The organism is Kushneria aurantia DSM 21353 (assembly GCF_000382245.1).
GTDB classification, from domain to species: domain Bacteria; phylum Pseudomonadota; class Gammaproteobacteria; order Pseudomonadales; family Halomonadaceae; genus Kushneria; species Kushneria aurantia.
On sequence record NZ_KB907865.1, the window covers coordinates 40,386 to 66,532 of the forward strand.

The window sequence follows — 26,147 nt, forward strand, 5'->3', positions numbered from 1 at the left end:
AGGGAGATAACCATGACGCGTCACCACAATGCCCGGCGCACCCGTGCCCATCAGACAGGCTTCACTCTGCTGGAGATCATGGTGGTGATCTTCATCATCGGCCTGCTGGTGGCGATCGTCGCCCCCAACGTGCTGAGCAATCAGGACGACGCCATGCAGCAGAAGGCGCGCGCCGATATTGCCACCCTCGAGCAGGCGCTGGATATGTACCGCCTCGACAACTACCGCTACCCCACCACCGAACAGGGCCTGGACGCGCTGACCAGCCCGCCCACCAGCGCCCCGCAGCCGGATAACTACCGCGAGGACGGCTACGTGCGGCGCCTGCCGCAGGACCCCTGGGGCAATGACTATCACTACGCCAGCCCCGGTCAGCACGGCCGCATCGACATCTACTCGCTGGGCGCCGATAACAGCAGCGGCGGCGAGGACAACAATGCCGATATCGGCAACTGGATGCTATGAGCGCGGCTCGCGCACAGGGCGGCTTCTCGCTGCTCGAACTGCTGGTGGTGATCGTGATCATCGCACTCGGCAGCGCGCTGTCGGTGGCCTGGCTGGCCGGTGCCGACGACAGCGACCGGCTGCGCACTGCGGCGCGCCAGCTGGTCGGTGAGTTCCGGTTGGCCGGCGAGGTGGCGCGGGTGCGCCAGCGCGTGATCGGCTGGCAGCCGGTAGACGGTGGCTACCGCTTCGTCAGCTGGCAGGAAGAGAGCGGCTGGCAGCCCTGGCGCGAGACCCGCGAACTGACGCCGACTCAGTGGCCGCTGCCGGTCACTGCCGTGCGCCAACCGCCGCCGGGAGCCGACACGGCGCTGCCGTGGCTGATCTGGCTGCCCGACGGCGAAGTGATGGGCGCTCGCCTGCTGCTGCACAGCGGCAGTGCCCGTCAGGCGCTGGAGGTCGATGGGCTGGGCGCACGGCTGACGAATGCGGGGTCGACATGATGCGCAACGTACGCCGGCAGGTCGGCTTCACCCTGCTCGAGGTCGTGGTGGCGCTCTTTATTCTCGCGGTGATCACGGTGATCGCTGCCCAGGGCGTGAACCAGCGCTTTCGCGTCGCCGAGGCGGGCGAACGCCGTGCGCCCATGCTGCTGTGCGCTCGCGAATTCGAAAGCCGTGCGGCGCTCGACGACTACTGGCCGCCGATCGGCACCCATCAGGGCAGCCTGCAGCAGGCCGGGCATACCTGCTGGTGGCGCCTGGAAGTCAGCGACACCCCCATTCAACGCATGCGCCGCGGCCGGCTGACCCTTTTCGACGATGCCGCGCGGGAACATCCGGTGCTGCACTTCACTCTTTTTCTGGCGCCGCCATGAGCCACTCACTATCCGCAGCACAGCGCCAAAGCGGCTTCACCCTGCTCGAGGTGATGATCGCCATCGCCCTCACCGCCCTGGTGGGGCTCGGCGTGGCCCAGCTGGTCAATCAGCTGGTGACCGCCCGCGAGCGCTTTGCCACGCCACCGCCGCTGGACGCCGATGTCGATTTCAGCCGGCTGGTAGAGCGCCGGCTGGAAGCGCTGGTGGTGCGGCCGGTGCGTGAACAGGGGCTTTTACAGTTCAACGCCCCGCTTGCCTGGCGCGTTTCTCCGCCGCGGCTCGACTGGGTGTCGCGGGGCAGCGCGGCGCTGCCGATCGGCGATTACTACACTCGCCTGCGCCGTCAACGCCTCGAGTGGGACAGTGACAGCCAGCGGTTGACGCTCTACTCGGCCGGCCTGCTGGATGCCGCCGGCGCGCCGCAGTGGCAGCGGGTAGCGGTGCTGGAAGGCGTCGAACGCCTCGATGTCGCCTTTTACGCCGGCGGACGCTGGCACGAGACGCCGCCCCCTGATGGCCACAGCCGCGGCGTGCGGCTCACCTGGCAGCACGGCGGCGACGATATCGTGGTAGTGGCGCCACTGCCGGACCCGCCACCATGACGTCTGCTGCCTCGACAACCACGCCGACGCACAGGCAGCGCGGCGCCGCCCTGCTGATGGTGCTGCTGGCAATGGCGCTGGTGAGCCTGGTGCTCACCTCGCTGACGCTGCAGGGACGGCGCGAACTGACCCGGCTGGAGCTTATGCAGCAGCAGAGCCAGGCCGACTTCTACGCCCGCGGCGCCGAAATCATCGCCCGCCGTGCGCTGACCGACGCCGCGGTACGCCGCGTACCGCTGTGGTGGCAGACACTGGCCGGCCGACCGCTCGACTACCCTACCGACGAGGGCAACCTGCGGCTGGTGGTGGAGGATCTCAGGGGCTGCTTCAACGTCAACGCACTGGCCGGCGACAACAGTCAGCTGGCGCAGCAGCAGCTGCTCTACTGGGCAAGCCACTACGCCGGCGAGCGCCTCGGTGACATGATGCCGGGAGAGCTCGTCGCCCGCCTGGCGGACTGGGTCGACGCCGACAACATCAGCCGCGAAGGGGGCATGGATGGCGCCGACTACGCCCGTCTCGCGCCGCCGCGACTGAGCGCCGACAGCCCCATGAGGGACGCCAGCGAACTCAACTGGCTGGCGCCGCTGGACAGCGCCCGCTACCGCCGTCTCGATGCGCTCTGTGCCCTTCCCGACAGCGGTCGCTGGCGACTCGACCTCAACGGCCTCGATGCCGACGACCTGCCGCTGCTGGATGCGCTGTTCGTCGGCGAGGTCGACCGCGGCGCCCTCGCCACCCTGATTCGCGCCCGGCCCGCCGGCGGCTACGACAGCCTCGACGCGGTGCGCACTGCGCTGGGCGGCGCAGCGCCCTGGCTTGACGAGTACGGCAATCGCCTGACCCTGACGCCGGATTACGTTGCGCTGCATATCCGCATCACCCTCGGCGAGCAGCACTACTATTTCTACCGCCTGCTGCTGGCCGAGGGCACCAGCGCCTTCTACCCACGCCAGCCCGCCGCCCGGGTACAGGTACTCAGCCGCCGCAGCGGTTACCCGAGCGAGCGCCTCTCCGCAACCGGCCCGGCCTCGATACCCCTGTCTGCCACCACCGCAGCGGAGCCGCCCTGATGCGACTTTCCCGACGTGCCCACCACAACACAGCGCGCCGCGGCGGCATACTTATCGCCCCGCGCTGCCGTTCCGCCCCGGCGCCGACCGACATCCCGGAGCTTGACTGGCTCGACCGCGACAGCGGCGAGCACGGCGTCATCACCGCGCAAAACGCGACCGAGGCGCTGCCGCAGCTCGCCGGACGCGGCACCATCCTGCTGCTCCCCGGCGACGCCGTCAGCCACTTCCATGTCGCCGCGCCGCGGGGCATCAAGCGCAGCGAGTGGCCTCTGCTGCTGGAGGAACCGAGCGGCGAAGACGTGCACGCCCTGCGCCTCTACCCCCTGCTGCGCGGCCGCGACCACCTTGAACTGTTGGCGCTGCCGGCCGCCGAGCTGGAGGCCTGGCGAGCCTGGGTGGCGCACCTGGGCCTATCCCTCGAGGGCTGGACCACCGCTTTCATGGCCCTGACCACGCCCGATACCCCCGAACTGGCCGTCACCCTCGACGACGGTGACCACCGCCTGTTCAAGGGGTGCGGCGAGGCCGTGGCGCCCAGCGGCGCGGCGACAGTGCAGTGGCTCGCCTGGCCGCGGGAGTGGCCGGCGCCGCCCGCCTGGCAACACAGGCGCTGGCAGGATCCCGGCCACGGGAACGCCGACCCGCGTGACAGCGGCGATCCGTCGCCCAATGGCGGCGCCGAAGCCTTCGCAAGCGCCGCCTCGGCACGACGGCGAAGTCTGGCCTGGCTGACCACACAGCTGCCCGCTCCTTTTGCGTTCGATACCCGAGGCAACCGGCGCAGCGGCCTGCCGGTTGGGCTTCTGCCCGGTCGCCGGGCGCAGCTGATGGGTGCCGCTCTGGTGCTACTGGCGGTACTCAATATGGCCCTGTGGCTGGCAGCGCAGTTCGAGCAGCGCTACCACCTGGCGCAGCACAGCGAAGCGGCGCTGGCGGCACGCTTTATCGGCCCGCCGCCGGCTGACGCCGAACGGCAGCTGGCCGCGCGCCGCGACGCCCTCGACGCCCTGGCACTGCGCAACCGCCGCCTCGGTGAGGCCATCGAGCGCGCCGACGTGCTGCTCGACGACCCGCGCTGGCAGCTTTCACGGCTGACGGTAAGCGGTCAGCGCGCCACCCTGGGCTGGCGCCGTGCACAACCGCCGGCGCCGGTGATCATCGAGCGCGCTCGCCAGCGCCTCGATGCCCTTGGCACGCCGCAGTGGCAGCCGCAGCGCGAGGAGCTGACCCTTGAGCTGTCCCTTGCGGCGCCGCAAGACGAGGTAGCACCCCGACCATGAACAACACGCCACGATATCCGGGCCGGGATACAGACGCCACGGCAACACCCGCGGGCGAGGCTCTGATCAGCGAGAATCGCCACACGTCGCACCGCCGCCGTCTCGGCCTCGGCGCCGCACTCAAGCGTCGGCTCGCCGCGCGCACGCCGCGCGAGCGCTGGCTGCTGGGAGCAGCGCTTATCGCGAGCCTGGTAGGCGCCGGCTATCTGCTCGCCAACCGTTTGCTACCGCCGCTGGTCGAGTACGTCACGGCGCCTGCCGCCGAGTACTCGCCGCTGCTGCGCGAACTGCCGCCGGCCACCCCGGTCGATGCCGAGAGCTGGCAGCGTGCGGCAGTAACGCATGGCCTGGCGCTGACCGAGGTGACGGTCAACGACGAGGTTGTCATCACCCGCGGCGAGGCTCAGCAGCCGCAGGCGCTGGTCGCCTTCGCCCGCTGGGCGGCGCAGCGCGGCTGGTGGGCAATCGACTGGGCGCTGGCGCGTAGCGACACCGGCAGCCTGCAGATAGAGGCGAGCTGGTACTACCAGCCGCAGCTTGCCGATATTCAGCGGGAGACACCATGATCACCATCCTGCGGCGCGTGCCGGCGATGATCGCGGTGGCGCTGGTATTTATCCTGACACTGGCACTCAACTGGCCGCTAACGGGGCTGACCGGCCTGCTGGCAGCAGACAGGGGACTACGCCTGGAGGGCGCCAGCGGCACGCTGACCGACGCCCGCCTGGAGCGCATCGCCCTGGCGCCGGGCGGCTGGCCGCTGGCACTGGGGCCGATTTCATGGCAGCTCGGCTGGTCGCCGAGCGTTCGGCTACAGCTGGGACAGGGGCCGGGGGCGTGGCAGGTGGACGGCGCCCGGCAGGGCCTGGTGGGCAGCCGCTGGCAGATCACCGGCGGCGACATGGCGGCGCTCGACATGTCGCGTCTACCGGTCGAAGTCGACGCACGCTGGGAGGGTCAGCTCGACGTTCATATGGCGGGACGGCGCTGCGTGGCCAGCCAGGGGGCGCTGACCGCCGCCGCTATTCGCCTGCTCACCCCCGCCCCGGTGACGGTGGGCCGGGGCCGGCTACGCCTTGACTGCTCGACACCGCGTGCCCGCCTGCTGCTGGAGCTCGAGGACGGCGAGGCGCTGCAACTCACTGCCGAACTGAACGTCGACCGCGATGGCGGCGGCGACGGCGAACTGCGCGGTTTTATCGCCGCCAGCCACCCGCTTGCCGACTGGCGCGGGTTACTGCAGCGCGGTGCCGATGACGAGCGCATCGAGGAGCACTTCAGTTGGTAGCGCAGGCGCTCAGGCGCTCGCCAGCAGAGACGCCCTGGCGCAGCTGCTGTGCGGCGCGCGTCAGCAGCGCCGCGCTCTCCTCCCAGCCGAGGCAGCCGTCGGTGACCGACACACCGTAGCGCAGCTCGCCACCGAGTTTCTGCTTGCCGGACAGGATATGGCTCTCCAGCATCACACCGGTCAGGGCGCGCTGGCCGGCAAGGCGCTGGCGCAATACGTCATCGAGCACCGCCGGCTGACGCGCGGGGTCCTTGCCGCTGTTGGCGTGCGAGCAGTCGACCATGATCGAGCCGTCGAGACCGCCCTCGAGCAGCGCGCCGCGGGCGCGCTCGACGCTTGCGGCGTCGAAGTTGGGGCCGCGCTGACCGCCGCGCAGCACCAGTTGGGTGTCGGGATTACCCTTCGAGGTCAGCAGTGCCGGGCGGCCGTGGGCATCGAGGCCGGGATAGCGGTGGCCGTGGCGGCTGGCGCCCATGGCGTCGACGGCCACGCCGATATCGCCACTGGTGGCGTTCTTGAAGCCCACCGGCAGACCCAGCGCACTGACCATCTCGCGGTGCACCTGGGATTCGGTGGTGCGCGCGCCGACCGCCGCCCAGCCGAGCAGATCCTCGATATAGTCGACCAGCATTGGCTGCAGCAGTTCACAGGCGATCGGCAGGCCAAGCGCGGTGATGTCACGCATCAGCCGACGTGTCTGGTAGAGCCCTTCGGCCATGTCGTCGCTGCCGTCAAGGTGAGGGTCATAGGCCAGTCCCTTCCAGCCCACGGTGGTGCGCGGCTTCTCGACGTAGACGCGCATCACCGGCAGCAGCACATCGCCAAGCTGCGCGTTGAGCTCGGCCAGCCGGCCGGCGTAGTCCAGCGCGCTGTCGCGGTCGTGGATGGAACAGGGACCGATGACCACCAGCAGGCGCTCGTCGCGACCGGCCAGCACGTCGCGAATGGCATCACGCTGGCGATGAATACGGGCTTCAAGGGCGGGGTCGAGGGGCACCGCACGCCGCAGTTCGTCGGCGGTCGGCAGCAGCCGGCTGCCAGCGATTTCGGCGTCGACGTCAAGGCTGGCGTCGGTTTCGGCAAGGGCGGTATCGAGCTGAGCGTTCATGATCTCTCCGGGCTTCAACAGGGTCGTGACAAGGGGGGATGCGCGCCGCGTCCCACCACGGCAGCGGTCGGCGCCGCAGGCACCGCTGCCGCGTCGATAAATCGCCAGTCGAGGTTCGGATAGCGGCGGTAAGCGGTGTCGATCATGATGCTCTCCCTGTTGATACCTTTTGATGGATGGCTCGCCGTGAGCCGTAAAAAGCAGAACCCCCGGTGGCGTCTGCCTACCGGGGGTTCGTGGATGCGGTGGGCAGCGCGGTGGTCACCGGCGCGCCCGTCCTGAAGGACTCAGGCGCGCCTGTGCCTAAACCAGTAACCGCCCCAATAATAGCCAAACCGACGACACACACCGGCGCACGCCACCAGAGCGGAAGCGCGCGTCGAAAGGATGTGCAAACCGGATACCGTCATCATGGGCTCGTCGTCGGTTGAATCGTCGTCGGTTGAATCATTGGCCGATCGCCGATGGCGATCATCTGTTCAGCACTCTAGCACGGCCTGTTCAAAAGAAAAACTCCCACACCGCCAGTGCCGGCAGCGCTGCCGCCAGCGACAGCAGCAAAAGAGCGCCAACACAGAAAGCCGCTACCAGATGCCGTTTGAAAAACGTCGTCATGACCGTAGCCTCACCACCTGATCGAGAAGGACATGCCTTCGTATATTCACTTCACGTGGCGGCCGCCGTCAACGGCCAGGGTGGTACCCGTGACGAAAGGATTATCCAGCAGGTAGCGTACGCTCTGCCAGATCACGCCCGGACCGGGCACCGCCGGCAGCACGGCGCGGCGATTGAGGTGTTCGAGATAGGCATCGTCGTCGCTGTCGTTGAGCATGATGCCTGCCGGCGCCACGCCGTTGACCTTGATGGCAGGCGCCAGCAACCCCGCCAGCGACAGGGTCAGGTTCTCCAGTCCCGCCTTGGTAGCGGCGTAGGCAATATGGCGGTGCGAACCGTGGGCGGCGCTGTAGTCGGTAATATGGATGATATCGCGCATCGGCTCGCTGCACGCCTCCAGCAGGGCGCGGCCATGCAGACTGATCAGATACGGCGCCTGCATGTGGACGCGAAACATCAGCTCGAAGCCCGCCGCATGCGGTTCGTCCTCGCCGTCGGGTTGCCAGTGCGAGGCGTTGTGGATAATGGCGCGCAGGGCCGGAACGGTCGACTTCAGGTGTTCGATAAAGGTCATGATGCCGGCCTCACTGGCGAAGTCGGCATACAGCGCGGTAATGCCACGGCGGCGCAGCGCCTCGACCGCCGGGCGCTCGCGGCGGTAGGTGATGATCACCGGATGGCCGTCGTCATACAGACGCTCGGCGCAGTAGCGTCCCAACCGCTGGGCGCCGCCGGTAATCAGAATCGGCGCCTGGCTCATGCAGAAGTACCGCCGCCCGCTCTGGGGGCGTAGCTGAACACGTCGGAGAAGATACGCCGCGCCAGCGGCTCGATGCGCTCCAGGGTATCGACCACGGCATAGACCATGCCGGGCGAGCCGGCGATGAAGATGCTCGCCTCGTCCGCCCGCTCGACGCGATCATGAAGGGCGTTATCGATGCGCTCCACCACGCCGTCGAAGTCGTCCTCGTCGGGCAGTTCGACCACCGGCGTGAAGGTGAACTGCGCAAACTGCGCCTGCCAGTCGCGGGCCATGCTCTCCAGGTAGAGTTCGCCGCGCTCGCGGGCCGCCCACCACAGGTGGATGGGGCGCGCAGCGTCATGGGCCAGCGCCGCCTCGATGATCGATTTCATCTGCGCAAAGCCGGTACCGGCGGCGATCAGCAGCAGCGGGCGCGGATCGTCGAGCTCGAGCACCGAGTCGCCGCCGGGCAGCCGCACAGTGAGCTCGCGGCCCACTTCGAGCCCGTCGAACAGCGCCCTGGCACTGGCGCTGCCGGCGACGTATTGAACGTGCAGCTCGATCTCGCCGTCACCGTTGGGGGCGTTGGCGATCGAGAACGGCAGCCAGCCCTCGCCGACGGCGATCTCCAGATACTGGCCGGGGGCGAACATCACCTGCTGCGGGTCGCCGCGCAGAAAAAGGCGGTAGACGCCGGCCGGCAGGGTTTCCATCGTTACGACCCGGAGGGTCAGGGTGGTGGTCGACATGAAATTCCCTTTCAGGCTCTCCGTCGCAGCACGGCCGCGGCGGTTTGTTCGAAGGTATGTTGCACTCAGTGCGGCGCGTCGAAGATGCCCAGCGACTGCCAGCGCTCGTCGACGCGTGTTTTGACATCGTCGCTCATGGCGATCGGCACGCCCCATTCGCGGTCGGTTTCGCCGGGCCATTTGCTGGTGGCATCGAAGCCCATCTTGGAGCCCAGCCCGCTGACCGGCGAGGCGAAGTCGAGATAATCGATCGGCGTGTTCTCTACCATCACGCTGTCCCGCGCCGGGTCCATGCGGGTGGTGATCGCCCAGATCACATCCTTCCAGTCGCGCGTATTGACGTCGTCGTCAACCACGATGACGAACTTGGTGTACATGAACTGGCGCAGAAAACTCCACACCCCCATCATGACCCGCTTGGCGTGACCCTGATACTGCTTTTTCATCGACACCACCGCCATGCGGTAGGAGCACCCCTCGGGGGGCAGATAGAAGTCGACGATCTCGGGGAACTGGCGGCGCAGCACCGGTACGAACACCTCGTTGAGCGCCACGCCCAGCACCGCCGGCTCGTCCGGCGGCCGACCGGTGTAGGTCGAGTGATAGATGGGGTCACGACGGTGGGTGATACGCTCGACGGTGAACACCGGAAAGGTATCGACCTCATTGTAATAGCCGGTGTGATCGCCGAAGGGGCCTTCCTCGGCAACATCGTCGGGGTAGATGTAGCCCTCCAGCACGATCTCGGCGCTGGCCGGTACGCTCAGATCGAAGTGGGCGCACTGCGACAGTTCGGTGCGCGAGCCTCTCAGCAGGCCGGCGAAGGCGTACTCCGACAGGCTGTCGGGCACCGGCGTCACCGCGCCGAGAATGGTCGCCGGGTCGGCGCCCAGCGCCACCGCGACAGGAAAGGGCTCGCCGGGGTGCGCCTCGCACCAGTCGCGAAAATCCAGCGCGCCGCCGCGGTGCGACAGCCAGCGCATGATGAGGCGGTTTTTCGACAGCTTCTGCTGGCGGTAGATGCCCAGGTTCTGGCGCTTTTTCTGCGGCCCGCGGGTGACCACCAGCGGCCAGGTGATCAGCGGCGCGGCATCACCCGGCCAGCAGTGCTGGATGGGAATGGCGTCCAGATCGACGTCGTCGCCCTCCAGTACCACTTCACGGCACGGCGCCTTCTTCACCTGACGCGGCCCCATGCTCATCACCTGGCGAAAGATCGGCACCTTGTCCCAGGCATCGCGAAATCCCTTCGGCGGCTCCGGCTCCTTGAGAAAGGCGAGCAGCTCGCCCACCTCGCGCAGCGCCTCGACCGACGACTGCCCCATCCCGAGCGCCACCCTTTTGGGGGTGCCGAAAAGGTTGGCCAGTACCGGCATATCGCTGCCGCGCACGTTCTCGAACAGCAGCGCAGGGCCCTCGGCGCGCAGCACGCGATCGCAGATTTCGGTCATCTCCAGATGCGGGTCGACCTCGGCGGTGATTCGCCTGAGTTCGCCCATGCGCTCCAGACCGTCGATAAATTCGCGCAGATCGCGATACTTCATGCCCTCACTCCGCTACTCCAAAGCCATCCGATACCCAAAAGCAAGGGGGCAGCATAGCATGCCGCCCCCTCCTCAAGCCTGGCATGACGCCGTGCTTCAGCGTCTTTTCATCGCCTCGAAGAACTCGAGGTTGGTCTTGGAATCCTTGAGCCGGTCAAGCAGGAACTCGGTGGCAGCGACGTCCTCCATCGGGTTGAGCAGCTTGCGCAGAATCCACATGCGCTGCATTTCGTCCTCGGAGGCGATCAGGTCCTCGCGGCGGGTACCCGAGCGGCGAATATTGAGCGCCGGATAAACGCGCCGTTCGGCCAGCTTGCGGTCGAGATGCGCCTCCATGTTGCCGGTCCCCTTGAACTCCTCGAAGATCACCTCGTCCATCTTCGAGCCGGTATCCACCAGTGCCGTGGCGAGAATGGTCAGGCTGCCGCCCTCCTCGATGTTACGCGCGGCACCGAAAAAGCGCTTGGGCTTCTCCAGCGCGTGGGCGTCGACACCGCCGGTCAGCACCTTGCCCGAGGAGGGCACCACGGTGTTGTAGGCGCGCGCCAGGCGGGTAATGGAGTCGAGCAGAATCACCACATCCTTTTTGTGCTCGACCAGCCGCTTGGCCTTCTCGATCACCATCTCGGCAACCTGCACATGGCGTGCCGGCGGCTCGTCGAACGTCGAGGCGACCACTTCGCCGCGCACCGTGCGCGACATCTCGGTGACCTCCTCGGGTCGCTCGTCGATCAGCAGCACAATCATGTGGCACTCGGGATTGTTGCGGGTGATCGAGTTGGCGATGTTCTGCAGCATCATCGTCTTGCCCGCCTTGGGCGGCGAGACGATCAGGCCACGCTGGCCCTTGCCGATCGGCGAGGTCAGGTCAAGCACTCGCGAGGTAATGTCCTCGGTGGAGCCGTTGCCGATCTCCATCACCAGCCGCTCCTGGGGGAACAGCGGCGTCAGGTTCTCGAACAGAATCTTGTGCTTGGCGTTTTCCGGTCGGTCAAAGTTGATCTGATTGACCTTGAGCAGCGCGAAGTAGCGCTCGCCCTCCTTGGGCGGACGAATCTTGCCGGAGATGGAGTCGCCCTTGCGCAGATTGAAGCGGCGTATCTGCGAGGGCGAGACGTAGATGTCGTCGGGACCGGCAAGATAGGAAGAGTCAGCGCTGCGCAGGAAACCGAAACCGTCCTGGAGGATCTCGAGTACGCCATCGCCGTAGATATCCTCACCGCTGCGGGCGTGTTTCTTGAGGATGGCGAAGATAATGTCCTGCTTGCGCGAGCGGGCCAGATTGTCGATGCCCATCTCCTGGGCAACTTCCAGCAGTTCGGGAACGGATTTTTGCTTGAGTTCGGTCAGATTCATCGGCTTGTTTCGAAAATCGCTCTAAACGGCATGGCTGTAAGAGATGTGGCCGGGACAGGAGACGATCATGGCAATGACCGTTCGAGTGTGGCCGGAGCCCGCGGCAGGTCGAGTCCGGTGAGCGTTGAAAAGCTACCGGCAGATGTGACAACCGCGAAAAGCGCCTCGTTTCGAAGGAAAGAAATGATTTGAGACAGTGCCCGAGGTCGACACCCGAAAGCCATCAGCGTCCGTATATCCGCTCGATAAATAGCGTGGCAGGTACGGAGGCGGTCGTTGTGCGATGTGCAGCGAGTGAAAGGATGACTCGGGGGAGTGCCGGACGCGATCAAAAGGCGATCCCTGTCGAGCAGCAAATCGATGTTAGACAACACCGCACGGTGACGCAAGTTCTTTTCGTATAAAGGTGGCGATATCAGAGATGTTCATCGAGCATGTCGTCGAGCTGTTGGCGCGACAGCGCCCCGACCCGGGTCGCCTCCAGCGAGCCGTTAACGAACAGAAAAAGGCCCGGCGTTCCTCGCGCGCCCAGCCGCGAGGTCAGCGCCGGGTTGGCCTCGGTATCGACACGATAAAAGCGCAGACTGTCACCCCGGGCGGCGGCGACCTCCTCCAGCAGCGGCATCAACTCGCGGCAGGGATTGCACCAGCTCGCCATGAAAACCACCAGGGCGTTGTCGTGACTGTCGATCACGTCACGCTCGAAGCGCGCCTCGTCGAGCTCTGTCATCTGCGTCATGCCACTCTCCGTGCGCCATTGTCCCGTAACGTTGACATCATATCAGCCCGGCAGCACTCTTGGCGCCACTGTGCGCCGCATGAAAGGTGCCCACAACAACACCCCGGCCACCACGAGCCGCAGGGCGGCGCATTGAACAGGCCAGGGACAATGAACTGTCACGCTGACATTGCATAATGCACGAAAGGGTCATGGATATCGGCTAATGGACAAAGCTCGGGCAGACTCTCCTCTTCGGCTTGCCGCCGTGGACCTCGGCTCCAACAGTTTTCACCTGCTGGTGGTCGAGGTACACGACGACCGCTTCGTCGAGCTGGAAAAGTGCAGCAGGAAAGTGCAGCTCGCCGCCGGCCTCGACGACGACGGCCACCTCGACGACAAGGCGACGACGCGGGCGCTCAAGTGCCTCGACACCTTCGGCAACCTGCTGGCCGAAAACCGCGTTGATCGACTGCGGGTGGTGGGCACCAATGCCCTGCGCACTGCCACCAACAGCGTCGATTTTCAACGCCGCGCCGAGCACAGCCTCGGTCAGCGCATCGAGATCATCTCCGGGCGCGAGGAAGCACGGCTGATCTATCAGGGCGCCTCCCGCGAGTGGCACGACAACCCCGAGCACTGTCTGGTGGTCGACATCGGCGGCGGCTCCACCGAGCTGATCGTCGGCAGCGCCACCAGGCCGCTGGCGCTGGAGAGTCTGGATATGGGCTGCGTGGCCTATACCCGCCGTTTTTTCCCCGACGACCGGCTCGGCGAGGCGCCTATGGACCGCGCCCAGCGCAGCGCCCTGCTCGAGCTTGCGACCATCACCACCCCTTATCGGCAGTTGGGCTGGCAACGCGCAATGGGCAGCTCCGGCACCATCAAGGCCGCCGCCGCCGTCATCCACGCCCTGCACCCGCACATCGACAAGGGCGTGATCACCCGCGCCGGCCTGTTCGAGCTGCGCCGCCGACTGACCGCGTTCGAACGCCTCGACCAGGTCAGCATGAACGGCCTCAAAAGCAACCGCGCCCGCGTCTTTCCCGCCGGCATCGCCATCCTGTGCGCCGTCTTCGAAGCGTTCGGCATCGAACGCATGTACCACACCGACGGCGCTCTGCGAGACGGTGTACTGCTTGATCTGCTGGAGCGCGACACCGGCCGCGACGTGCGCTACACCACCCTCACCGACCTGCAGAAACGCCTGCGGGTGGATACCGACCAGGCCACCCGGGTCACCGACACTTGCCTGCAGCTTTTCGACCGCATGGCCGAGTCCTGGCAGCTCGACGAGGACGGCCGCGAACTGATCGAACAGGCCGCTTTGCTGCACGAGATCGGCCTGGGGGTCTCCCACAGCCGCTTTCAGCACCACGGCGCCTATCTGCTCGCCAATGCCGACATGCCGGGCTTTTCACTACCCGATCAGTGGGCATTGGCATGGCTGGTACAGGCGCATCGACGCGACCTGCCCAGCGCCCTGCCTGACCATCGCGCCGCCCTCGAGGCCGATCAGCTGATGAAGATGGCGCGCCTGCTGCGTCTGGCGGTGGTCTTTCATCGCCGCCGTGACGGCGCCGCAGCGACGCTGCCCGCCATCAGCGCCGACGGCGACCGACTGGTACTCGACTTCAAGCGACCGCCGGACCAGCTGCTTGCCGACGACCTCGTCCAGGAGCAGGCCTGGCAGCAGCGCAGCGGGCTGGCGCTGGCGCTGCGCTGGCCCTGAGAAGGCGAGGCGTCACGTCTGCTTCAGTCGCCACCCTGTGGCGGCCAGCGCCAGCGGCCCCAGCAGTGCCACCACCTCATCCCCGGCGTAGACCACCAGCACCTGCGCCCGCCGCCATGGCGGCACGCCGGCCTCCTGAAGCACTCTTTTGACATCGCGCCGGCCGCGCCCGGCCAGCCGCAGGTGCTCGCCGCCGCAGCGCGGCCTGACCGTCAGCCGCCCCGGGCACCCGGTGCCATTATCCGACAGCAGCCGGACATTGACAGCACCGCACGGCGTCATTAGCGGTGCGACGCCGTCCCATTCCCGCTGCCAGTCAGCGAATGGCGGCGCCGGGGGCGCCTCCAGGTAGAGATGACCGCGCCACAGATGCGCCTCGACGCCCGGCCAGGCGATACAGGGCGTGGCGTCGTGGCGCGCCGCCGCCAGCTGACGCAAAAGCTCCGCCATGCGCGCCGCGGGCGGATGGGGAAGTTGCCGGCAGTCAAGGGCGTAGCGGATCAACAAGCGCTGGCGCGGCAGCGATAGCGCCATCAGGCCGGCACGCTGCAGACGCTCGGCACGGCCACCGACGTGCGCCAGATCGATCGCCGCCAGCTCTGCCAGCAACTCGTCCGCCTCGCCAAGCCACTCGGCGCTGCGCGACAGCGCCCGCGCCGCGTTCGGCCAGCGCGCGCTCAGCGGCGCCATTACCGCATGGCGCAGGTAGTTGCGATCCAGCCCGGTGTGGCGATTGGAGGGGTCCTCGCACCAGTCGAGCCCGCGCTGCCGTGCCGCCGCTTCCAGCTCGGCGCGGGAAAACCCCAGCAGCGGACGCTGCAGTCGCCGCTCGGCGTGTTGGCGCTCGCTCATCATGGCGGCCAGGCCGCGCACGCCACTGCCGCGCAGCGCCGACAGCAGGAAAGTTTCCGCCTGATCGTTGGCGTGCTGTGCCAGCCAGATCGTCTCGTGCACTTCGCTGTGCGCGATCAGCGCCGCGTAGCGCGCCTCGCGGGCGGCCGCTTCCGGCCCGTGGCCGTCGGGCTCGACTGTAACCCGCACGACCTCCAACGCCACCTCCAGCTCGGCGCAAAGACGCCGGCAGTGGGCTTCGAAGTCGTCCGCTGCGGCCTGCAGGCCGTGATGAACGTGCAGCGCGCGCAGCGCGACCGCGTGGCGCTGCGCCGCCTCGTTGGCAAGGGCAAGAAGCAGGCAGGAGTCGAGACCACCGGAGAGCGCTATCACGATGCCGTCACCTGGCGCCCGCTGCGCCAGGTGACGGTCGATATGGCAGGAGAGCGAATCCGGATGGCTCATGGGGTGCGATTCCCCCAGGGCGTTCGGCAAGGGAACGCCAGAGGCGGCATTATTGTTCCACGGTACCGTAACTCATCAGACGCTGATAGCGCCGCTCGAGAAGCGACTGGGTATCCATCGCCTGCAGCACGTCCAGCTGCTCGAGCAGCGCGCCTCGCAGCCGGCGCCCCATCTCGGCGACGTTGCGGTGGGCACCGCCCAGCGGCTCGTCGATCAGCCGATCAACCAGCCCCAGCTCCTTGAGGCGGGTGGCGGTAATGCCCATCGCCTGAGCGGCGTCGGCGGCCCGGTCGGCGCTTTTCCACAAAATCGAGGCGCAGCCTTCGGGGGAGATCACCGAGTAGGTCGAAAACTGCAGCATCGCCAGCGAGTCGCACACGCCGATCGCCAGCGCGCCGCCGGAGCCGCCCTCGCCGATCACGGTGGAGATGATGGGCGTTTTCAGCCGCGACATCACCGCCAGATTGTGGGCAATCGCCTCGCTCTGTCCGCGCTCCTCGGCATCGATACCGGGGTAGGCGCCGGGGGTATCGATGAAGGTGAGGATCGGCATATGAAAGCGCTCCGCCATCTCCATCAGTCGGCACGCCTTGCGATAGCCTTCCGGGCGCGGCATACCGAAGTTGCGCCGCACCTTGTCCTTGACGTTACGCCCCTTCTGATGGCCGATCACCATCACCGGGCGGTCGTCTAGGCGCGCCACACCGCCGATCAGCGCGGCGTCATCGGAGAAGTTGCGGTCGCCGTGCAGCTCGTCGAACTCGGTAAAGATCTCATCGAGATAGTCGAGGGTGTAGGGACGCTGCGGATGGCGAGAGAGCTGCGATACCTGCCAGGGAGACAGATCGCGGAAAATCTGTTCGGTCAGCTTGTGGTTCTTGTCCTCAAGCTTGGCAATTTCGTCGCTGATGTTGATCTTGCTGTCGTTGCCGACCAGCCGCAGCTCTTCGATCTTGGCGTGCAGTTCGGCAATCGGCTGTTCGAAATCGAGATAGTTCGGATTCATAGGGTGCGTCACAGGGCTCTTTCATCAACGCGAGCAGCGCAGGGCGACCGCGGCGGTAGGTCCGAACCGCCGCAGCGCAGGCTGAAATCGCACGGCGTCGGTGAGTCGATGCGCCATTATCCCATTGTTGTTGCCGGGTGCAACCGTCGCTCCAAAACGATTCGGCCCCCGCCTAACGATAGCTCAGGGTGACATCCGGGTGCCCTTCAACGCCTTCATGCAGGGCGATCAGCAGCTCGTCGCAGGGCGCTACCCGCCAGTCGTGACCGAACTCGAAGCAGCCGCCGGCGCGGGCGTTACGGTAGTGCAGCCGTACCGGCAGGCCGTCGTCGCTGAGATGCGGCCTCAGCCGCTCCTGCAGGCTGCGATTGAAACCGCCGTTGATACGCGCAGCGTCGATGCTGATCTCCAGTGCCTCGCCGAAGCGGGTACGCGCCGCCACCATGGGAGTGACCTCACGAGCGCGCAGGCGCAGGCCGCCGGAGTAGTCATCGAGACTCACCTCGCCCTCCAGGATAATCACCTGATCCACCGCGAGCTGGCCGCGCACCTGATCATAGAGCTCACCGAACATCGACGCCTCGATTCGTCCGGTGCGGTCATCCAGCGTCACGAAGGCGATGGTGTCGCCCTTTTTCGACTTCATGGTGCGCATCGCCACGATCAGTCCGGCGACGCGCTGCAACTCCCGCGCCGGCTTGAGATCGGCGATGCGGGTAGAGACAAAGCGGGCCAGCTCGGCCTCATACTCATCAATGGGGTGACCGGTGAGATAGAGGCCCAGCGTCTCCTTCTCGCCGGCCAGCCGGTCGCGATCGCTCCAGTTGCGCGCGCGGCGGTGGTCACTGTAGACGTCGCTGTCGTTGTCGTCTGCGCCGGCGAAAGCCTCGCCGAACATATCCAGCATGCCGATGCTCTGGTTGTTCTGACTCTGCGAGGCGGCGCGCAGGGCGTCATCCAGCGCGCTGGCCAGCACCGCCCGCGTGGGGCCGAGGCTGTCCAGCGCGCCGGAGCGGATCAGCGCCTCCATGGTGCGCTTGTTGATGCGCCGGGCGTCGATGCGACGGCAGAAGTCGAACAGGTCGCGAAACGGCCCCTCGGCGTCACGCGCCTCGACGATGGCGCTGATCGGCCCCTCGCCGACGCCGCGAATGGCGCCCAGTCCGTAGACCACTTCATCCTGCTCGTTGACGCTGAAACGGTAGCGCCCCACGTTGACGTCCGGCGGCGTGACGGCCAGCCCCATGCGCCGGCACTCCTCGATCAGCGGTACCGCCTTGTCGAGATTGTCCATCTCGGTGGAGAGCACCGCCGCCATGAAGGGCGCCGGATAGTGCGCCTTGAGCCAGGCGGTCTGATAGGAGACCAGCCCGTAGGCCGCCGAGTGCGACTTGTTGAAGCCGTAGCCGGCGAACTTCTCTACCAGATCGAAGAGGTTACCCGCCAGCTCCTGATCAATGCCGTTGTTGGCACAGCCTTCCATGAAGCCGGCGCGCTGTTTGGCCATCTCCTCGGGCTTTTTCTTGCCCATGGCGCGGCGCAGCATATCCGCCTGACCGAGACTGTAGCCGGCCAGCACCTGGGCGATCTGCATCACCTGCTCCTGGTAGAGGATGATGCCGTAGGTGGAGCCCAGCACCGGCTTGAGCAGTTCATGCTGATAGTCCGGGTGCGGATAGGACACTTCGGCCCGGCCGTGCTTGCGGTTGATGAAGTCATCCACCATGCCGGACTGCAGCGGGCCGGGGCGAAACAGCGCCACCAGGGCGATCATGTCCTCCAGCGAATCGGGCTTGAGGCGCTTGATCAACTCCTTCATGCCGCGCGATTCGAGCTGAAAAACCGCCGTGGTTTCGGCCTTTTTGAGCATCTCGAAGGTGGCGCGATCATCGAGCGGGATGGTGTTGATATCGAGCTGGCCCTCACCGCGCCGGGCACGGGTCTCGTCGACCATCTCCAGCGCCCAGTCGATGATCGTCAGAGTGCGCAGGCCGAGAAAGTCGAACTTGACCAGCCCGGCCTCCTCGATGTCGTTCTTGTCGTACTGCACCATTAGACCGCTGCCGTCCTCGTCGCACAAAAGCGGCGAAAAATCGGTCAGCCGCGAGGGAGCGATCACCACCCCGCCGGCGTGCTTGCCGGTGCCGCGGGTCACGCCCTCCAGCTGCAGCGCCATCTCCCAGATCTCGCGGGCGTCCTCATCGGCCTCGAGGTATTCGCGCAGCACGCTCTCCTGCTCGTGCGCCTTCGCAAGCGTCATGCCGACCTCGAAGGGAATCAGTTTGGAGAGCCGGTCGCCCATCGAGTAGGGCTTGCCCTGGGCACGCGCCACGTCGCGTACCACCGCCTTGGCCGCCATGGTGCCGAAGGTGACGATCTGCGAGACGGCGTCGCGCCCGTAGCGGTCGGCGACGTAGTCGATCACCCGGTCGCGCTTTTCCATGCAGAAGTCGACGTCGAAGTCGGGCATGGAGACGCGCTCGGGATTGAGAAAGCGTTCGAACAGCAGGTCGTACTCGAGCGGGTCGAGATCGGTGATCTCGAGTGCGTAGGCGACCAGCGAGCCCGCCCCCGAACCGCGCCCCGGCCCTACCGGCACGCGATTCTGCTTGGCCCAGCGGATGAAGTCCATGACGATCAGAAAGTAGCCGGGAAAGCCCATCTGATTGATGATATCGAGCTCGAAATCGAGTCGCTCACGGTAGGCGGGCTCGTGCTCTTCGCGGACGCGGCCGGGGTAGATGGGCCGCTCGCCGTCGAACAGCAGATCGAGCCGGCGCGTCAGTCCCTCGTGGGAGATATCGCGAAAGAAGGCCGCCATGGTCTGGCCTTCCGGCACCGGGTACTCGGGCAGAAAGATCTCACCCAGGCGCATCTCGACGCTGCAGCGCGCGGCGATCTGCACGCTGTTGGCCAGCGCCTCGGGGATATCGGCGAACAGCTCGGCCATTTCCTCGGGCGACTTGAGGTACTGCTCCTCGCTGTAGCGGCGCTCGCGGCGCGGATCGTCAAGGGCCTTGCTGTCGGCGATCGCCACGCGGGTTTCGTGGGCCCAGTACTCCTCGCGGGAGAGAAAGCGCACGTCGTTGGTCGCCACCACCGGGGTATCGGTGGCGGCGGCCAGTTCGACCGACAGGTGCAGACACTCCTCGTCGTTCTCACGGGCGGTACGCTGCAGTTCGAGATAGAAACGGTCGGGGAAGAAACGCTGCCACTCGGTGAGTATCGCCCGGGCGGTATCGGCATGGCCGTGGAGCAGAAAGCGGCCGACTTCCCCTTCGCGGGCACCGGAGAGCGCGATCAGCCCCTCGCTCTGCTCGAAGACCCACTCCTTTTGCACCAGCGCCCTTCCCTGCTGCTGGCCGTGCTGCCAGGCGCGCGAGATCAGCTCGGTGAGGTTGGCATAGCCGGTCTGGTTCATCGCCAGCAGCGTGAGCCGATAGGGGTGGGCACTGTCGAGGGCGTTGTGCAGCCACAGATCGGCGCCCACGATCGGCTTGAGGCCGGCCCCCTGGGCCAGCTTGTAGGCCTTGACCAGGCCGAACAGATTGGTCTCGTCGGTAATCGCCAGCGCCGGCTGCCCCAGCGCCACCGCCCGTTTGTTGAGCGCCTTGAGGCGGATCAGGCCGTCGGTGAGAGAGTATTCACTGTGAAGGCGCAGGTGCACGAAGGGGGTGGTCATCGCGGGGAATCGCTCCGGCTGGCAGATCGGCAAAGGGGCGGTGAATCCGCAGGCCCATATGGTAACGCCGGGGGCCACAGGGAGCCAGATGATCTGCCGCCGGGGAAACGCCCTCGGCCGCGATCAACCGTAGCGCCCGGTAATATAGTCCTCGGTGCGCTTTTGCTGCGGATTGGTAAAAAGCGAGTTGGTGTCGGCATACTCGACCACCTCGCCGAGGTGGAAAAACGCAGTGTAGCCGGCCACGCGCGCCGCCTGCTGCATGTTATGAGTGACGATCACGATGGTGTAGTCTTCGCGCAGTTCATGGATCAGCTCCTCGATCCGGAGGGTGGCAACCGGGTCGAGCGCCGAGGCCGGCTCATCGAGCAGCAGCACCCGGGGCCTGACCGCCACCGCACGGGCAATACACAGCCGCTGCTGCTGCCCGCCCGACAGTGAACTGCCGCTACTGCGCAGCTTGTCCTTGACCTCGTCCCAAAGCGCCGCCTTGCGTAGCGCCCACTCGACCCGCTCCTCCATGTCGTGGCGCCCGAGGCGCTCATAGAGACGCACGCCGAAGGCGATATTGTCGTGGATACTCATGGGAAAGGGCGTGGGTTTTTGAAACACCATGCCGATCTTCGCGCGCAGAGCGTTGAGATCGATACTGCTGTCGAGCAGGTTGGCGCCGTCCATACGGATCGTGCCGGTGGCGCGATGGTGCGGGTAGAGCTCGAAAATGCGGTTGAAACAGCGCAGCAGCGTCGACTTGCCGCAGCCCGAGGGGCCGATAAAAGCCGTCACTTCATTGTCGACGATATTGACCCGAATATTTTTGAGGGCATGAAAACCGCCGTAGTAAAAATTCAGATCCTCGACCGCGATCCTGCAGGGGTTGTGCCTGGCCACCACGCCCTGCTGTCGGTGCCCCGGGCCGCTGGGCTGGTCCGCCACGTCAACACTGTCGCTGCGCCACTGTGACGCATCGGCGGCAGCGTCCGACGACATTGTGGCGGAAGGCACCTCCCGTTTTGTACCGGCCATGTCATTGCTCCTGTCTATTCGAGCGCAAGCCGAAGCGCACAAGGATATTGAGCGCCAGAATCGCAAAGGTGATCAGAAAGGCGCCGACCCAGGCCAGATGGTGCCAGTCCTCATAGGGGCTAAGCGCGAACTGGAAGATCATGATTGGCAGGTTGGCGATCGGTTGGAGCACATCGAGGCTGAAGAAATTGTTGTTCAGGGCGGTAAACAAAAGCGGCGCGGACTCGCCGGCAATACGTGCGATGCCCAGAATGACACCCGTGGCGATGCCGCTCATGGCGGCGCGATAAACGATCCGGGTAATGATCTTCCAGCGCGGAATGCCCAGCGCAGCGGCGGCTTCACGCATCTCGTCGGAGACCAGACGCATCATGTTCTCGGTAATGCGCAACACCAGCGGGATCATGATCAGAGCCAGCGCGACGCCACCGGCCAGCGCCGAAAAGTGGCCCATGGTGACCACCATCAACTGATAGATGAACAGACCGATGATGATCGAGGGCACCGACAGCAGCACATCGTTGAAAAACCTCACGATCGCGCCGAGCCGCGAATAGCGACCGTATTCCGCCAGATAGGTGCCGGCCAGTACGCCGATCGGGGCGCCCACCAGCGTTCCGATGCCAACCACCAGCAGGCTGCCGACGATAGCGTTGGACAGGCCGCCGTCATTGCCCGGCGCCGGCGTCGGCCGAGTAAACACCTGCCAGTCGAGATGGCCGACACCGTGACTGACCAGCGTCCACAGCAGCCACATCAGCCAGAACAGTCCGAAGGCCGTGGTGGCCACGCACATGCCCATATTGAAGCAGTTGATGGCCTTGCGCTTTTGATAACGCGTCATGACGCTCCCTCACTGTGGCCCTGCCCTCCGGCCAGGCTCATCAACAAAAGCCGTGCCAGCACCAGTACGATCAGGGTAATGAGAAACAGCACCAGCCCCAGCGCGATCAGCGACGAGGTGTAAAGCTCGCCGGTCGCCTCGGTAAATTCATTGGCCAGCGTCGCTGCGATGCTGTTACCGGGATAGAAAAGCCCCTGCGGGATCGTGTGCGCGTTGCCGATCACAAAGGTCACCGCCATGGTTTCGCCGAGCGCGCGGCCCAGTCCCAGCATGATTCCGCCGATCACCCCGACTCGGGTATAGGGCAGAATGACGCTGCGGGCGACTTCCCAGGTCGTCGCCCCCAGCGCATAAGCCGACTCCTTCAAAAGCGGCGGCACAACGTTGAAGGTGTCGCGCATGACGGCCGTAATGAACGGCACGATCATGATCGACAGCACCAGTCCCGCGGTAAAAATGCCGATACCGATCGGTGGCCCCCTGAACAGGTAGCCAAGCAGCGCCATGTCGCCCAGCCAGCGACTCAGCGGCGGCTGCACCCAGGTCGATAGAAAGGGGGCGAACACGAAGATGCCCCACATGCCGTAGATAATGCTGGGCACCGCGGCGAGCAGCTCGATGGCCGTGCTGATCGGCTGTCGCAGCCACGCCGGGGCCAGTTCAGTCGTAAACAGGGCAATCCCGAAGCTCACCGGCACGGCAATGATCAACGCCATCAGCGAACTGGCCAGGGTGCCGAATATCGCCACCAGGGCGCCGTACTCATCGGTTACCGGATTCCACTGCGTGCTGGTCACAAAACCCACGCCGAACTGCCGCAGCGCCGGCCAGGCACCGATCACCAGCGCGACGGCAATGGCCATGATCAACCCCAGTACGATGAGCGCGCAGAGGCCGCTCAGCTGCCTGAAAACACGGTCGCCGACAATTCCTGTCGCGCGTCGCCCGGGCTGGACCACGGCGTCACCCTGCTCATTCGCTGTCAGGTTGCTCAATTCACTCTCCGTTCATCGGGCAGCGCCCTGATGGGTCATACATCCGGCAACGCCGTGACCAACGGGCGACCGACCCGAAAGTCGATCGCCCCCTCACCGGCGCCAGCCCCGTCAACCCGGCAGACACGACACCGGCCCCACCCGCCACTTACTGCGGCTGGTTGTCGAGCGGCCACAGCGGCTGGCCGTCACTGCCCTTGATCTGCTTGTGCCACTCGCTTTTCACCATGTCGATCACGCTCGACGGCATCGGCACATAGTCGAGATCGCGGGCCATGTCATCGCCGTTACCATAGGCCCAGGCAAAGAACTTCAGGGCAGCCTGCGCGACCTCGGGATTTTTTGGCTGCTGATACATCAGGATGAAACTGGCGCCGGTAATCGGCCAGCTGTTGTCCCCCGGCTGATCGGTCAGCACCATGTAGAACCCCGGTGCGTTCTGCCAGTCGGCATTCGACGCCGCCGCCTGGAAGGTCTCGGCAGTCGGCTTGACGAAATCGCCGGCGCTGTTCCTGAGCCGGGTGTAGGTCATGCTGTTCTGCAGTGCATAGGCATACTCCACATAGCCGATCGAGCCCTGAATACGATCCACATAGGAGGCTACGCCCTGATTGCCCTTGCCACCCACGCCGGTGGGCCATGACACGGCCTTGGCATGCCCCGGCCCTTTCGCCCAGACATCGCTGACCTTTGTCAGATAGCTGGTAAAGATCCAGGTGGTGCCCGAGCCGTCCGAGCGATGGACTACCGTGATGTCCTGATCCGGCAGAGTGATATCCGGGTTGAGTGCGGCGATCGCCGGATCGTTCCAGCGGGTGATGTTGCCGGCGTAGATATTGGCCAGCGTAGCGCCATCCAGACGCAGTTGACCGGGCTTGATGGCATCACCCAGATTGACCACCGGCACCACGCCCCCCATCACCATGGGGAACTGCAACAGCCCGTACTGATCGAGCTCCTTTTTCTCCAGCGGCGCATCGGAGGCACCGAAATCGACCGTTCCGGCCTCGATCTGCTTGATGCCGCCACCCGAACCGATGGCCTGATAGTTGAGCTTGACGCCCGTCTGCTGCTGATAGGTCTGCGCCCACTTCGAGTAGACCGGGTACGGGAAGGTGGCGCCGGCACCGTTGAGGGTATCGACCGACGCCATGGCAGTCGCGCAGAGCGACAGCGCGGCGGCGGCCAGCGCTGTTTTAATGAAGTTGAATCGCACGGCAATCTCCTTTGACAGAGCAACGCTTATGGGTTCGAGCGGTCTGAAGCAAAAGAAGGTTACTGCGCTTTTGTGAAGCTTAAGTGACAACAAACAGGGTTGACATCTACCATCCTGAACGTATCCAACCCCCGCAAACGCGCCAGGCCTATAGCGACGCGCCCTCTGCGTCGCTGTCATTCACCGGCGCACGCCGGTGCTGTCAGGAGGAAGGGGCCGAACGGTCTCTCAGCGGCCGGAACGAGCGCCGGTGCTCGGGCAGCGGACCCAGACGCGCCAGCGCCTCGAGGTGCCCCCTGGTGGGATAGCCCTTGTGGGCGGCAAGACCGTAGTCCGGGTAACGACGATCGAGCTCGACCATCTGCGCATCGCGGGCCACCTTGGCCACGATCGAGGCGGCGGCAATCGCCGCCACCCGGCTGTCGCCGCGCACGATCGCCTGGCCGGGCAGCGCATGGCCGGGCAGCCGATTGCCATCCACCAGCAGGTACTCGGGCGTTACCCCGAGGCCGTCGATGGCGCGGCGCATGGCAAGATGGGTAGCGTGATAGATATTGAGCGCATCGATCTCGGCGGGGCTTGCCTCGCCCAGCGCTACCGCCAGCGCCCGCTCGCCGATTGCGCTGGCCAGCGCCTCGCGCCTTTTGGCGCTCAGTTTCTTGGAATCGGTCAGGCCGGCGATCGGCCGCTGCGGGTCGAGAATCACCGCGCAGGCGACCACCGGGCCGATCAGCGGTCCGCGCCCCACCTCATCGACACCGGCGGCGAGGTCGCCCCGGTAGTCGATGATCGGCGCCTCGTGGTCGATGCTCATCAGGCGTATTCCCTTGCCACCAGCGACAGCACCGCTTCGGCAGCGCGCGCACTGGCACCGCGCATGAGCGTTCGATGCATCGCGACAAAGCGCTCCGACAGCGCCCGGCGCTGCGCGCTGTCGTGCAGCAGCGGCGTCAGCGCCGCGGCGATCGCCTGCGGCTCGGCGTGGTACTGGATCAGTTCCGGCACCAGCGGCTCGTTGGCGATCAGATTGGGCAGCGAGATCCAGCGCGTTTTGACCAGCCGTCTGGCAATCTGCCAGCTCACCGGCGCCATGCGGTAGGCGACGACCATCGGCCGGTGACACAGCATCGCCTCCAGTGCCGCGGTGCCGGAGGTCAGCAATACGGCATCGGCGGCGGTCATCACCTGCCAGGCGCGCCCTTCGACCAACTGCATACCCTCGGCCTCGACACCCTGGTCGATCAGTTCGGCGCGACGCTCGGCGGAAGCGGCCGGAATGACCACTTTCAAGTCGGGACATTGATCGCGCAAAAGTCGCACCGCAGCGATGAAGGTGGGAGTCATGAAGCCGATCTCGCTGGCCCGCGAGCCTGGCAGCAGCGCCAGCACCCGGTCGTCGTCACCGAGCCCCAGCGCGCGACGCGCCGCCGGCCGGTCGTCGTCCAGCGGCAACTCTTCGGCCAGCGGATGGCCGACGAACGCGACCGGCACCCGGTGGCGTTGATAGAAGGCTGCTTCAAAGGGCAGAAAGGTGAGCATAAGATCCACCGCGCGGTGAATCTTTTTAATTCGCCCCTGCCGCCAGGCCCACACCGAAGGGCTGACATAGTGGGCGGTGGCCACGCCGCGCTGACGCAGGGCCGCTTCCAGGCCAAGATTGAAGTCCGGTGCGTCGATGCCCACCATCACTTCAGCGCCCCATTCAAGCGCGTCGCGCTGCAGGTGGCGGCGCACACCGATCAATCGCGGCAGGTGGCGCACCACCTCGGCAAGGCCCATTACCGACAGGGTCTCCAGCGGGTAGAGACTCTCCAGCCCCTCGGCGATCATGCGCGGGCCGCCGATGCCGCGAAATTCGAGTTCGCCGTGGCGCACCTTCATCTCGCGCATCAGGGTAGCGCCAAGAATATCGCCGGAGAGCTCACCGGCGACGACAAAAACGCGCATG

At 66.0% G+C, this 26,147-nt stretch carries 25 protein-coding genes; 9 read left to right on the forward strand and 16 right to left on the reverse strand.

The features are described 5' to 3' along the window. Window positions 1-12 precede the first annotated feature (12 nt). From gspG to H146_RS0104260, 8 genes are read left to right on the forward strand one after another with little or no spacing between them, the layout of a single operon-like run. Window positions 13-465, forward strand: a complete 453-nt coding sequence (gspG, locus tag H146_RS0104225) for a type II secretion system major pseudopilin GspG (RefSeq protein WP_019950613.1) — start codon at window positions 13-15, stop codon at window positions 463-465. After that, window positions 462-947 (forward strand): GspH/FimT family pseudopilin, encoded by a 486-nt coding sequence (locus tag H146_RS20170; RefSeq protein ID WP_019950614.1) that lies wholly within the window; start codon window positions 462-464, stop codon window positions 945-947. The genes gspG and H146_RS20170 overlap by 4 nt, the downstream gene beginning before the upstream one ends. Beyond that, window positions 944-1,321, forward strand: a complete 378-nt coding sequence (locus H146_RS0104235; RefSeq protein WP_019950615.1) for a type II secretion system protein GspI — start codon at window positions 944-946, stop codon at window positions 1,319-1,321. The genes H146_RS20170 and H146_RS0104235 overlap by 4 nt, the downstream gene beginning before the upstream one ends. After that, window positions 1,318-1,926, forward strand: a complete 609-nt coding sequence (locus H146_RS0104240) for a prepilin-type N-terminal cleavage/methylation domain-containing protein (RefSeq protein ID WP_019950616.1) — start codon at window positions 1,318-1,320, stop codon at window positions 1,924-1,926. Before H146_RS0104235 ends, H146_RS0104240 begins: the two co-directional genes overlap by 4 nt. Further along, a complete protein-coding gene (gspK, locus tag H146_RS0104245; RefSeq protein WP_019950617.1) occupies window positions 1,923-2,999 on the forward strand; it encodes a type II secretion system minor pseudopilin GspK in 1,077 nt (358 codons plus the stop codon). The genes H146_RS0104240 and gspK overlap by 4 nt, the downstream gene beginning before the upstream one ends. After that, entirely contained in the window at window positions 2,999-4,282 is a 1,284-nt protein-coding gene (locus H146_RS0104250) for a hypothetical protein (protein ID WP_019950618.1), read from the forward strand. Before gspK ends, H146_RS0104250 begins: the two co-directional genes overlap by 1 nt. Next, window positions 4,279-4,848, forward strand: a complete 570-nt coding sequence (locus H146_RS0104255) for a hypothetical protein (RefSeq protein WP_019950619.1) — start codon at window positions 4,279-4,281, stop codon at window positions 4,846-4,848. Before H146_RS0104250 ends, H146_RS0104255 begins: the two co-directional genes overlap by 4 nt. Then, window positions 4,845-5,570 carry a hypothetical protein gene (locus tag H146_RS0104260; protein WP_019950620.1) on the forward strand — a complete coding sequence of 242 codons (726 nt, stop codon included), beginning with the start codon at window positions 4,845-4,847 and terminating at the stop codon, window positions 5,568-5,570. The genes H146_RS0104255 and H146_RS0104260 overlap by 4 nt, the downstream gene beginning before the upstream one ends. On the opposite strand, the gene H146_RS0104265 is transcribed toward H146_RS0104260, so the two are convergent. The 7 genes from H146_RS0104265 to H146_RS0104295 all read right to left on the reverse strand — a co-directional run bounded on the left by H146_RS0104265 (window position 5,560) and on the right by H146_RS0104295 (window position 12,423). Further along, a complete protein-coding gene (locus H146_RS0104265; protein WP_019950621.1) occupies window positions 5,560-6,678 on the reverse strand; it encodes a 3-deoxy-7-phosphoheptulonate synthase in 1,119 nt (372 codons plus the stop codon). The two genes, H146_RS0104260 and H146_RS0104265, sit on opposite strands and share 11 nt — an antisense overlap. A 14-nt stretch (window positions 6,679-6,692) precedes the next feature. Then, the gene (locus H146_RS22280; protein WP_281169596.1) at window positions 6,693-6,824 is read right to left on the reverse strand and encodes a hypothetical protein; all 132 of its coding nucleotides are present in this window, start codon (window positions 6,822-6,824) and stop codon (window positions 6,693-6,695) included. Window positions 6,825-7,339: 515 nt separating this feature from the next. Next, a complete protein-coding gene (gene folM, locus H146_RS0104275; RefSeq protein WP_019950623.1) occupies window positions 7,340-8,053 on the reverse strand; it encodes a dihydromonapterin reductase in 714 nt (237 codons plus the stop codon). Then, entirely contained in the window at window positions 8,050-8,784 is a 735-nt protein-coding gene (locus tag H146_RS0104280; protein ID WP_019950624.1) for an FAD-binding oxidoreductase, read from the reverse strand. The genes folM and H146_RS0104280 overlap by 4 nt, the downstream gene beginning before the upstream one ends. Window positions 8,785-8,849: 65 nt before the next feature. Continuing rightward, a complete protein-coding gene (gene ubiD, locus H146_RS0104285; protein ID WP_019950625.1) occupies window positions 8,850-10,328 on the reverse strand; it encodes a 4-hydroxy-3-polyprenylbenzoate decarboxylase in 1,479 nt (492 codons plus the stop codon). 96 nt (window positions 10,329-10,424) lie between these two features. Beyond that, the gene (gene rho / locus H146_RS0104290) at window positions 10,425-11,684 is read right to left on the reverse strand and encodes a transcription termination factor Rho (RefSeq protein WP_019950626.1); all 1,260 of its coding nucleotides are present in this window, start codon (window positions 11,682-11,684) and stop codon (window positions 10,425-10,427) included. Between the two features lie 415 nt (window positions 11,685-12,099). Beyond that, entirely contained in the window at window positions 12,100-12,423 is a 324-nt protein-coding gene (locus H146_RS0104295; protein WP_019950627.1) for a thioredoxin family protein, read from the reverse strand. 205 nt (window positions 12,424-12,628) lie between these two features. Between H146_RS0104295 and H146_RS0104300 the strand changes: the two genes are divergently transcribed. Continuing rightward, the gene (locus H146_RS0104300) at window positions 12,629-14,134 is read left to right on the forward strand and encodes a Ppx/GppA phosphatase family protein (protein WP_019950628.1); all 1,506 of its coding nucleotides are present in this window, start codon (window positions 12,629-12,631) and stop codon (window positions 14,132-14,134) included. Between the two features lie 12 nt (window positions 14,135-14,146). Here H146_RS0104300 and tilS read toward each other — a convergent pair whose 3' ends face one another. The 9 genes from tilS to lpxB form a co-directional block, all read right to left on the reverse strand. Beyond that, window positions 14,147-15,430: a tRNA lysidine(34) synthetase TilS gene (gene tilS, locus H146_RS0104305; RefSeq protein WP_019950629.1), complete on the reverse strand. Its 1,284-nt coding sequence runs from the start codon at window positions 15,428-15,430 to the stop codon at window positions 14,147-14,149. A 49-nt stretch (window positions 15,431-15,479) separates the two neighbouring features. After that, window positions 15,480-16,436, reverse strand: coding sequence for an acetyl-CoA carboxylase carboxyltransferase subunit alpha (locus H146_RS0104310; RefSeq protein WP_019950630.1), 957 nt, complete (start codon window positions 16,434-16,436; stop codon window positions 15,480-15,482). A 172-nt stretch (window positions 16,437-16,608) separates the two neighbouring features. After that, window positions 16,609-20,118 (reverse strand): DNA polymerase III subunit alpha, encoded by a 3,510-nt coding sequence (dnaE, locus tag H146_RS0104315; protein ID WP_019950631.1) that lies wholly within the window; start codon window positions 20,116-20,118, stop codon window positions 16,609-16,611. A gap of 123 nt (window positions 20,119-20,241) precedes the next feature. Beyond that, a complete protein-coding gene (gene pstB / locus H146_RS0104320; protein WP_019950632.1) occupies window positions 20,242-21,144 on the reverse strand; it encodes a phosphate ABC transporter ATP-binding protein PstB in 903 nt (300 codons plus the stop codon). A gap of 1 nt (window position 21,145) precedes the next feature. Beyond that, on the reverse strand, window positions 21,146-21,988 hold the full coding sequence (gene pstA, locus H146_RS0104325; RefSeq protein ID WP_019950633.1) for a phosphate ABC transporter permease PstA: 843 nt from the start codon (window positions 21,986-21,988) through the stop codon (window positions 21,146-21,148). Continuing rightward, window positions 21,985-22,983: a phosphate ABC transporter permease subunit PstC gene (pstC, locus tag H146_RS0104330; RefSeq protein WP_019950634.1), complete on the reverse strand. Its 999-nt coding sequence runs from the start codon at window positions 22,981-22,983 to the stop codon at window positions 21,985-21,987. Before pstC ends, pstA begins: the two co-directional genes overlap by 4 nt. 148 nt (window positions 22,984-23,131) lie before the next feature. Beyond that, entirely contained in the window at window positions 23,132-24,199 is a 1,068-nt protein-coding gene (pstS, locus tag H146_RS0104335) for a phosphate ABC transporter substrate-binding protein PstS (RefSeq protein ID WP_019950635.1), read from the reverse strand. A 202-nt stretch (window positions 24,200-24,401) separates the two neighbouring features. Further along, on the reverse strand, window positions 24,402-25,013 hold the full coding sequence (rnhB, locus tag H146_RS0104340; RefSeq protein WP_019950636.1) for a ribonuclease HII: 612 nt from the start codon (window positions 25,011-25,013) through the stop codon (window positions 24,402-24,404). Continuing rightward, window positions 25,013-26,146, reverse strand: a complete 1,134-nt coding sequence (lpxB, locus tag H146_RS0104345) for a lipid-A-disaccharide synthase (RefSeq protein WP_019950637.1) — start codon at window positions 26,144-26,146, stop codon at window positions 25,013-25,015. Before lpxB ends, rnhB begins: the two co-directional genes overlap by 1 nt. Window position 26,147 lies beyond the last annotated feature (1 nt).